Origin of the sequence: Aquimarina acroporae, from assembly GCF_023195925.1 — a bacterium.
Classification (GTDB): domain Bacteria; phylum Bacteroidota; class Bacteroidia; order Flavobacteriales; family Flavobacteriaceae; genus Aquimarina; species Aquimarina acroporae.
The window spans coordinates 63079-73866 of sequence record NZ_JALPRE010000022.1; the positions used below are offsets into that span (position 1 = coordinate 63079).

General features: G+C 31.6%; 8 protein-coding genes. 1 reads left to right on the forward strand and 7 read right to left on the reverse strand.

Annotated elements, in window-relative coordinates:
- Positions 1–2: 2 nt before the first annotated feature.
- From M0D21_RS22205 to M0D21_RS22235, 7 genes are all read right to left on the reverse strand, one after another.
- Complete coding sequence (locus M0D21_RS22205) at positions 3–884, reverse strand: NHL repeat-containing protein (protein ID WP_248333636.1); 882 nt, start codon at positions 882–884, stop codon at positions 3–5.
- Entirely contained in the window at positions 862–1314 is a 453-nt protein-coding gene (locus M0D21_RS22210) for a Dps family protein (protein WP_248333638.1), read from the reverse strand. Before M0D21_RS22210 ends, M0D21_RS22205 begins: the two co-directional genes overlap by 23 nt.
- Positions 1315–1407: 93 nt before the next feature.
- A complete protein-coding gene (locus M0D21_RS22215) occupies positions 1408–1962 on the reverse strand; it encodes an NUDIX hydrolase (RefSeq protein ID WP_248333640.1) in 555 nt (184 codons plus the stop codon).
- A 150-nt stretch (positions 1963–2112) separates the two neighbouring features.
- Entirely contained in the window at positions 2113–4347 is a 2235-nt protein-coding gene (locus M0D21_RS22220) for a DUF3857 domain-containing protein (RefSeq protein WP_248333641.1), read from the reverse strand.
- 32 nt (positions 4348–4379) lie between these two features.
- The gene (locus M0D21_RS22225; RefSeq protein WP_248333642.1) at positions 4380–6590 is read right to left on the reverse strand and encodes a DUF3857 domain-containing protein; all 2211 of its coding nucleotides are present in this window, start codon (positions 6588–6590) and stop codon (positions 4380–4382) included.
- A 22-nt stretch (positions 6591–6612) separates the two neighbouring features.
- Complete coding sequence (locus tag M0D21_RS22230) at positions 6613–8535, reverse strand: transglutaminase domain-containing protein (RefSeq protein WP_248333645.1); 1923 nt, start codon at positions 8533–8535, stop codon at positions 6613–6615.
- A 153-nt stretch (positions 8536–8688) separates the two neighbouring features.
- On the reverse strand, positions 8689–9780 hold the full coding sequence (locus M0D21_RS22235; protein WP_248333646.1) for a M42 family metallopeptidase: 1092 nt from the start codon (positions 9778–9780) through the stop codon (positions 8689–8691).
- A gap of 116 nt (positions 9781–9896) precedes the next feature.
- Between M0D21_RS22235 and M0D21_RS22240 the strand changes: the two genes are divergently transcribed.
- Positions 9897–10613: a DUF4294 domain-containing protein gene (locus tag M0D21_RS22240; protein ID WP_248333648.1), complete on the forward strand. Its 717-nt coding sequence runs from the start codon at positions 9897–9899 to the stop codon at positions 10611–10613.
- Positions 10614–10788 lie beyond the last annotated feature (175 nt).

The window sequence follows — 10788 nt, forward strand, 5'->3', positions numbered from 1 at the left end:
AATTATTTCAAAAGAAACTTATATAGCTTGGGTTTTTTATGCTTTGTTTTTTCGGAAGTAATATATAAGGTGTTCTCGTCTTTAAAACAAACCCCTTCTTTTTGAGAAAAATGATTCAATTTTATTTTTTGAATATCACCAGAAAATAATTGATCTCCCTTGAAATTTGAAAGCACATATAGTTTGTTATAAGTAAGAAGTACTATTTTATCTCCTTTTCTATTTATAGCAGCACCAGTAATAAAACAATCACTAGGATCTGAGCAAGTATTGTATGTGCCAATAAGTTTTGCAACGTGTTTACCGGGAGTCGTTGGTATTTTGTACAATTTTGTAGCACCTTCAAATTTTGAACTTCTATTTTTTGAGAAGAGATATAAGTTTCCGTTAAGATGAATAAATGCTTCAATATCATAATTCATCTTTTTCTTTTTAGGAGGAAACTTTTTCTGATCTTCTAAAGAAAAGTGAATTTTAGCTGTGGAAATTTGTTGCGAGTCTATCCCAGAAATACGATAGATCGTTAAATCTTTACGATTATTATTATTGTTACCAAAGTCCCCAACGTAGATATTTTGTTTATGATCATAAGCTAAATCTTCCCAGTCGACATTTTTAGTCTCCGGAAGTTTTATCTCCTCTAAAATTTTACCCTCTGAGTTTAGCCGAAACATCACATTTTTATTGCCTGAATCGTTTATGGCGAATAACTCTTTGCCTGAGAAGGAAGTAATTCCCGAGACTTCATTTAGCAAACTTGATAGCGTACTAATTTTATGTAAATTGGTAATGACCTTAGGTGACTTTTGACAACTTCCTGAGAAAGTTGCCAAAGCCATAAGGTATACTATGTATGATATTTTAACTTCTCTGGTTCCAGGCATTAAGCATCCAGCTGGTTTTTTCTAATTCTCCTATATAAGTTCCTGTAATATCGAGAGTTCCCTCATCTTTTAATTCTTCTGCCTCGTGACTTACACTTCTAAGTTGTTGAAGTAAAGCTTCATGATCTTCAAGTACTGAAGATACCATTTGATGATCTGTAAGATTGGTTTCTGCTTCTTTAATATTAGAAATATCTAAATAAGAGCTGAAATTACTTAATGGTTTTCCTCTCAAGGTCAAAATTCTCTCTGCGATCTCATCGATTTTTAGCTTAGCGTCTTCATATAATTCTTCAAATTTTGCATGTAATTCAAAAAAGTTTGGCCCTGTAATGTTCCAATGAAAATTTCTAAGTTTTTGATAATGCAAGTGGTAATCGGCTAAAAGTACATTTAAAGCTTCTACGGTATTCTGGTTTGTATTACTCATAGTTTTTGTCTATTATTTTGTTTGTTTTGATACAAAATTACTATGGATTTAGTATATACATCTAATTTACCATAATTAGTTATGATAATGGCATTATATAATTCGATTTTTGATTTCTTTAAGAACCCAGTGTAAATAATCTTTGTCATGAGGAACATATTCATGATCTAGCAAGCTATCATTCATAACTTGTTCTAATTCATTAAGGTGTATCAACTTTACTTCAGATACTTCCTCTTTTTGTAAGGTTAAAGTATTTAAAGGTACATGTAATTGGGATAGATATACATGGTGAAACTCATTATCTATAATTTGAGGAGTGGGTGCTTTACTTTCAAAATAAGTTCCAATAAAATCTAACTCTTTGACAGGTATATCAATACCAATTTCTTCTTGAATTTCTCTTTTGGCGGCTAACTCTATTTGTTCGCCTGTCGCGATGTGACCAGCAACCGATACATCCCATAAACTTGGAAAGGTATCTTTGATACTTGCTCTTTTTTGAAAGAGAAGTTCACTGTTAAGTGTATAAAGCCATATATGAACACTGGCGTGGTATAATCCCAGTTCATGAGCTTCAGATTTTAGTTTTACGTCGCCAGTAAAATTACCAGAAGAATCTAAGATGTCGATGTATTCGTCTGCCATGGGATCCTATTTAATGATGAAATTAAACAATTATAAAATTATCGATTAAATATGTAATAGTCATATTATTTAATAGATAAGAGAGAATGGTGTTAAAAAAGAAACCCTTTGCTTTTGTTAGCAAAGGGTTTTTTATAGATAAAAAGCATACTATTTCTTTTTCAATAATATCTTTTCTTGCGAAAATTGATATGCAACCTCTAAAAACTCCAACATTTTTGTCCAATTACTATTTGGTTCAAAATTGTTCTTGTAATATTTATGTGATGTAACAACCAATTGGTTGCCTTCCAATTTTGCGCTACTTACGAATCCACCAGTCTCATTTTCAATTTTTAGATTTAATTTATCATAACCAGAAATGGTATATCCATCAGGAATGGTCACGATAATCTTATTATCATATGATCTAGGGTAAGGCATGTAGATGTTTTCTTGTCGCGCTTTATCATTTTCTTCAATGGCAACCTGACTACCGATCATTTTACCAATTTCAAAAATATAGTTAGGGCCAGCTCGTTTAATTAAATCTTCCTTTATAGTATAAGATTCATTAAAAACAAATTCATCATTCAACTTATATCTACTGGTCTTTTCTGTTTTATAACTATAATCCTCAATTTTAAAATCATATTCATCTTCAGTATCTTCTTCTAAACGCTCTAGTCTTTTCTTGGTTAGCTTTTCTATGTAAGCGTTATTTAAATCGTCATATCTTATTCGTGCTTTTTTACCCAAGAAATCTGCAAAAGGAGCGGTGCCAAACTTCGCCCTTTCTTCGGGTAAATAATCTAAATAGGTTAATCTATTTTCAATTTGTGATATCTTATTATGCCCTTTGTGGTAGGATTCTTTGTTTACTTTTATTTCAGAAAAATCATCACTAAAAGAAACATTAGAGATTTCTTTAGAATTGTTATCTAAATAATTAGAAACAGGAAGAGTCGTTTTTTCTATATCTGTTACCTTGTAGTACTTATCGTCATACTTCAAAATATATGCTTCGTTACCTTCAACCATATGAGGAACCCAGTTTAAGATTGAATTATTATCTACAGGATATGCATAAAATGGATTTTCGGTATTCACTTTAATTATCCACTCTAAATTTCCTCGTATAAGTAAATCATCCATATCGCCATCATATCTCTTTTTGGTTAAGATGATTTCAAAAGGAATGTCGTTTCGTTTTAAAAAGGAGCAGTATCTCGAAAAAAACCGACCACTTCTGGTAATAGCGATAGAATTAGCATCGTAGTAATTAAAAGGATACGGTAAAAACCGTTCTTTATCGGCTATAGCAGCTTCTATATACTGGTTAAAGTAAAAGTGTCGCATATAGTAATATGCTTTTTCTGCCAGTTCTTGCTTAGAGTAATTTTTGTCCTTAAAATACTTCTTAATTTTCTTACCAACTAAATCTGTGGCAAATGGTTGGTCAAATTTATCTAGGATCTCTTCTGTGTTTACACTCTTTTTAACGATATCTTCTTTTTCAGAAAGAAAACCAAAGGTTCTTTTTTCATATACTCCTGACTTAGCAAAATAAATTTGATATTTATAAGAAGGATATTCAACCAACGGATAAACCCATTGCAATGAAGATTCTCGTTTTTCGATATCTTTTGCATAAAGTCTGTATTCTTTATCTCGTTGTTTTGGTTGTGTAATATCTTCCAGTTCTGGAGCACCATTAAAAGAATTGAAATTGATAAAGAAATCGTTCTCTACTTTTAACTTTAAAACAAATTCCATGGTAGGGTACTCATCGCTCAAAGTAGTTTCTATAGCATCCATCACATAGCTACCGCTAGTTTTATACTCTTCATAGGTGTATATGTAGAAATCTAATACGTCTCCAATCTCTAATTCTGGGATAGCCAGTTTGTAGATTTCATCAGATTTAATTCTCTTCCTAATAAAACCATAATAATAAACCGACTTGTCTGAAGTGGTTTTTACTTTTTCATTTTCAACATCAATTTCTTTTACAGTACCATCTGGTTTTATAATTTTAATACCCATCCAGGTCTTTATCTCCTTAATGCCATCGATGATGAAAGTAGGGTAGGTGAATTCTGAAAATTTCTCTACAGAAGCTTTATCGTTTAGTTTTATTATTCTTCGGGTTAAGAAAAAATTATCCAGTGATTTTTTGGTCTTATTATAGTAATGGTTTTGATTGTCCAAAATTACAACAGCAGATTCATTATTCCATTTACTGGGAATGTTTGGTAATTCTTTATATTTATCATCTGCTCCCCAAACAAATTCCTCAATTTCGTCTGCTTTTCTGGGTTGAGAATAACTTAATAGAGTAAGTAAGCCAAAGCAAATACTTAGTGTATACGTGAATGCTTTTTTTGAGTGCGGTTTGATTTCCATAAATGCTCTTTTTCCTAAAAGGTTAAATTTTACTACTTTTTCTTGAAAAGTATTTTTTCTTGCGAAAACTGATAAGCAACTTCTAAAAAGTCAAGCATTTTAGTCCAGTTACTATTAAGTTCATAGTTGTTTTTGTAGTATTTGTGTGTTTTTACGATAAGTTGATTATCATTTAAATTTGCTGTGCTCACAAAACCACCAGTGGCATTTTCTACTTTTAGATTTAATTTGTCATATCCAGAAACAGTATATCCATCTGGAATTTTTACCCTAATCTCATTGTTGTATGATCTAGGGTAGGGCATGTAGATGTTTTCACTTCTTGTTTTTTCGTTTTCTTCTATAGCCACTTGACTACCTATGAGTTTACCAATTTCAAAAATAAAGTTCGAACCTGCATTTTTTACCAAGTCGTCTTTAATAATAAATTGTTCCTCAAAAACTAAAGCTTCTGTAAAGGAATATCTTCCTGGCGAAACTACGTTGTAGGTATAATCGTCGATATCAAAATCATATTCTTCCTCAGTTTCTTTTTCTAATCGCTCTATTCTCTTTTGGGATAATTTCTCTTGATAGGCAGGAAATTTTAAATCGTATTTTTTCTTATTTTTTTTGTTTAATAGTGCTGCGTAAGGAGTAGTTCCAAATTTTTGATATTCTTCATTGATATAATCGAAAAAATACAGCCTGCTTCCCATCTCACCAACTTTATTATGACCTTTTAGCGAAGATGTTCTTTGAATAGCTATTGTCGAAAAATCACTATTAAAACTTATTTCTGAAGTCTCAGAGGTGTTATTATCTTTGTAATCTGATATAGGAAGTTTGGTTTTCTCTACCGTTTCTATTTCATTATACTTATTGTTAAACTTAAGAGAATAAGCATTTGTGCCTTCTATTGTTGCAGGAACCCAATTTGCCAGAGTATTACTGGAAAATGGATAAAAATACATAGGAGTCTCTAAATTTACTTTAATTAGTGATGCAAGGTTTTCTTTGATCAAGAGATCTTCCAGTTCGCCATCGAACCTTCTTTTTGCTTTTATAAACTCAAAAGGAATTTCATTGTTTTTCAGAAAAGAACCAAAATACAATAGAAACTGCCTTGTTTTTGTAATAACCAGAGGATCGCTGTATACAACTATGGGATCATTTAGTTTTTCTTCATATGCGACTACACTTTCTATATATCTGTTTAAAAAGATGTGACGCATGTAATAATAGGCTTCTTCCGCTAGTTCCCGCTTACTAAGGTTTTTATCCTTAAAATACCTTTTCATTTCCTTTCTTATGAGGTTTAATTCATAATCATCTTCATAGGCTTTTAAAATATCGTCTGCATCAACTTTGGTTTTTACTAACTCTTCACTATCAGACAAGAAAGCGTTAACCACTTTTTCTTTTTTCTTAGTTCTGGCAAATGAAATTTGATATTTGAATGAGGGGTATTCTACCAAAGGAAACACCCATCTACTATCTTTTCTTTTATCTATATTTTTAGCTTCTAATAGATATTCTCTTTCTTTTTCATTTTCGGTAGGAAGTGTTTTTAATTCTGGCGCTCCATTATAAGAGTTGTAATTAATGAAAAAGTCATTACCCAACTTTATATTATATGAAAAATTCATAGTGGGGTATTCATCATTCAAAGTAGTCTCTATAGCATCAAAAACAGTTGCATTGGTTTCCCAAGAGTCTACGGTACATAGGTAGTAATCGACAATGTCACCAGGTTCAAGATCAGAAATTGCCAGCTTATATTCGTCTTGATTAGCATCAGAATTAGATATTTTTATTTTTTCATTTTCAATATCTACCTCTTTAATATCTCCATTTGTTTTGATAATTCGTAGACCAAGAAATTTTTTATCTCTTTCTGCTTTAAAAATACCTTGTCGTTTCATTGCTTCAGTGAATTCAAGTTCCGAAAACTCATCGACTGCGGCTTTATCGTTTAGCTTAACAATTCTTCTTGATATATGATGTTTTCTTACTTTGATTCCTGCAAAAGAATTTGAAAATAAAGGGGTGAATTTTGAGTAACTATGTTTGTACTGGTCTAATACAATTACTGCAGATTCATTTTTCCATTGCTCTGGAATTTGAGGTATCTCTTTATACGTGTCATTTTTACCCCAAATGTATTCCTTAATTTCTTCAGCTTTTCTTGGTTGTGAATGCATCGAAAGGAAAACAAACAAAAAGAGAAATACAAAAGCTCTTGTTTTTTTTACATACCGCATACTCGTTTTATTTTTTTGTTAGTTAGTCCTTACTTAATATGATTTGCTTTTGGTATTGATTCTTTAGATTCGCATGAAACTTTTTCCAGGAATCTAAGTGACTAGAACTAATTTTCGCGTTCTTAAATTGAATAATTTTTTCGTATTCAATTTTGTTGTTATTCTTTTTGTAATTAAATGAGATTTCAAAATCATCATTTTTGACAACAAGATTTTCTGGAAGCTCCTTTATTTTATAGCCTTTAGGCACTTCAAGATTTATTTTAGTTTTTTCAAAAATTTTATACGGCAAAATATAGTCTACGGTTCTCTTATCTAGATCTAGCCCTTTGTACTCCTTATAATAATCTAAATCTATATAAAGTTCGTTATCGAATGCACTTACCGCATTTTTTTGATTGATGATATATGTTAGGCTTAAATCTTCATCTCTATTGGTAGTGTTGGTAATGTTTACATTTTCAAGAATAACATTTTTGTCATCTCTTCGTATGTACCAATCGATAGCTTGATCTCTTTTGTCGGTTTTAAGATTGTTAATATTGTATAAGAAATATGATTTGCTTTGCCCCTCATAACTTCGGGATACATTTCCGATGAGTTGTTCATCGTCAATAGTATAATTTCCAACAAAAGTTTCAAGGTTTTCTGTAGAATTTTGCTGTGGTATTTTATCTAAGATAAAATTATCTCCATCTTCAATTAGAACTTGTCTGTTCTGAATTCTTTCTGCACTGTAACCAAATGGGTTATATTTTTCTGTAGAGTCTAAGTAATATTTTTTGTCACCGTCTATAATAGTACAAATCATATGGTTATCTACAGCAATGGTTGGTAAAGAATAGTCATAGGCAATATGTTTGGTCCCAATCCAAGTAAGTCTCGCGTCAAAACCAGCAATCTTAAGCATCTGTTTGGTAAGGTTGGCCATTCCTTTACAATCTCCATATTTTTTACGGTAAACATTTTGAGCTTCATCGGGCTTAAAACCGGCAATGCCATCCTCAAAAGCAATGTATCTTATATTGTCCTGTACCCAGTAGTAAATAGCTTTTATCTTATCTTCATCGGTATTACAGTCTTTTATGATGGATAATGTCTTTTCCTTTATAGTATCTGTTTCATCATTCATTTGAAGTACCAAAGAATGGTACCAGTTATAAAGATCGTTAGTGTTTTTTAGTAGTGTAACTTCAGAACCATCTTTTTGGTGTGACTTTGCTAAAAACAATAAATGAGGTCTGTAGTGCGTAGGACCTGGCTTGTATTCGTATTTAGGAATAGCATTTAAGTTCTCTACAGTATAGGTAAAAGTAGTAACCCCTTCTTCATTTGGTTCACTTTTGTTTTTAGAGATCGCGAAACCATCAAAATTAATTTCTTTTATTTCTAATTCTAACCATTCCGGCACATGAACTTTTACCGTTTTTTTCAAAACAGGATATTCATCATCAAAAAAACTATTTACAAAGTATTTTACATCTTTATATTTTTTTAGGTACTCAAAGTTGTATTTGTACCCTTGTAATGGAAAATTTAAGGCCGTCCAACGTACCCGAGCGTCTGTGTGAAATAATTCATCATCATTGTAGTATTCGTCCTTAAAATATTTTCCAGTGGATTTATTATTTCTATAGGTTACTTTGACGTTATGTACTGTGGTTTGATCATTATAAAAAATATATAGTGGAATTTCTGATCGTGTATCAAGATTAATATATTCTTTACGAGTTTTATTGTCTACAGTAACCTTATTGGTCTTTTTATTAAAATTAAAGCTTATTTCCTCAATGTCATTGAGAATGGCTACCTCATTTTCATCATATTTCTCCTTTAATTCTTTAGAAAGAGTAACGTCTTCAGGAGTAGGGTTGGTTTTTTTTTGCGAAAACACAAAAGAGGTAGTTGCTAGTAAAAGTACCAGCAGGCTTGTTTTAAAATTCATGGTTTCAGTATTTAATCTAGGGGTGTTTTTCAAATATAACAACTCTTTTCAAATATTGAAATGGATTAAGTTTCAATATCTAAAATCCCAATAGTTTTTATATAAGTGTCTCTAACTCCTAATTGTTACCTCTATATCGTAAAAAAATGAAATTTACTTTCCAAAATAGCTAAAAGTCTCCCCAGCTTTAATGTTTAAAAGGCTTTCATAAATCAATTTTATCACATTTTCAACATCTTCTCTGTGTACCATCTCTACAGTAGTGTGCATATATCGTAGAGGTAAAGAGATAAGTGCAGAAGCAACACCTCCGTTGCTGTAGGCAAACGCATCTGTATCGGTACCCGTCATTCTACTTGATGCCATACGTTGGAAAGGAATTTTTTTGTCCTCTGCCGTAGTTATTAGTAATTCTCTCAATCTATTTTGAACCGCAGGAGCATAAGAAATAACAGGGCCATCACCAATTTTGGTCTCACCTTGAGTTTTCTTTTCGATCATAGGGGTAGTGGTGTCATGGCATACATCGGTCACTATGGCCACATCTGGTTTAATAGTATGCGTAATCATTTCTGCACCTCGCAATCCAATTTCTTCTTGAACAGAATTTGTGATGTATAAACCAAAAGGTAACTTTTTCTTATTCTCTTTTAAAAGTCTTGCTACTTCTGCAATCATGAATCCTCCCATTCGATTATCAAGAGCTCGACAAACAAATTTGTTTTTGTTTAATACAAAAAACTCATCTGGGTAGGTGATTACACATCCTACATGAACTCCAAGTTTAAGAACTTCTTCTTTTGTAGAACATCCTACATCAATGCAGATATTATCTAGTTTAGGAGCTTCTTCCTTGGCTCTATTTCTGGTATGAATAGCTGGCCACCCAAAAACTCCTTTTACAATTCCTTTTTTAGTATGAATATTTACACGCTTTGATGTAGCAATTTGATGATCACTACCTCCATTTCTTATTACATATATAAGACCATTGTCGGTTATGTAATTCACATACCAGGATATTTCATCTGCATGCCCTTCTATTACTACTTTGTATTTTGCTTTCGGATTAATAACCCCCACGGCAGTTCCATACGTATCCGTTATAAAATCATCTACATAGGGTTTAAGATAGTCCATCCATATTTTTTGCCCTTCCCATTCATATCCGGTAGGAGCAGGATTGTTTAAATATTTTTCTAGGAAATTAAGGGACTTCTTATTTAGTATACTTTTCTTTGCCATGGTTTGTATTAAGTATTTTAGTTTTTTTGCGAATTTAATAATATTCACAAAGATTTTACGATTTAAAATATGTTAATTACTAATTTTGGAATAATTTTAGAGTACCTGAATTTACGATGTTTAGACTTTTATTTCACATAGTATTATGCTTTAGTTCCAGTGTTCTTTTTGCACAAAAGGGTACTAATAAGGTAATAGATTCTTCGAAGGTAGATTCTACAGGGTATGTTCAGTATTATATAATAGAAGGAGATACCATTCCGCATGATGCTATAGATTTAGATGAAGTGATCATTCTGGGAAAACTGAACTTTAAAGATAAACTAGCAAGAAGGAGGTATTTAATTCTAAGACGGAAAACCAGAAAAGTATACCCTTATGCAAAATTGGCAGCTGAACGTTTACTTACCTTAAATGAAAGATTAGAAAATATCAAATCAAAAAAGGATAAAAGGAAATACATAAAAATTCTTCAGAAATATATGGAAGAAGAGTTTACTGCCGAATTAAAAAAACTCACACGTACTGAAGGGCAAATACTAGTAAAGTTAATCAATAGGCAAACAGGCAAGACAATGTTTGAATTGATTAAAGAATACAGAAGTGGTTGGCGGGCATTTTGGTATAATAATACGGCTAGGCTTTTTAGTATTTCTTTAAAAGAAGAATATGATCCAATAAATGTGGAGGAAGATTATTGGATTGAAGATATCTTACAACGTAGTTTTCAGTCAAATATCCTTAAAGAACAAAAAACAGCCTTAGATTTCAGTTTTTATGACCTTAGAAACAAATGGTCAGATACTACCAAGGTTCAGCAAGGAGGGCAGTAGGGCTGCTTTTTGTGTATTGAGTTTTAAAAATGCAAAAAAAGATTGCTTGAATTTTATTTAAATTTAGTATCTTCGTTTTCTATCTTTTTTAAAATCAGCAGGTTCAAAATTTTCTTTAAAATTTATTCGATTTTTTTGTTGTAGAATGGAAAAAGGTGTGTATGTTTGCACCCGC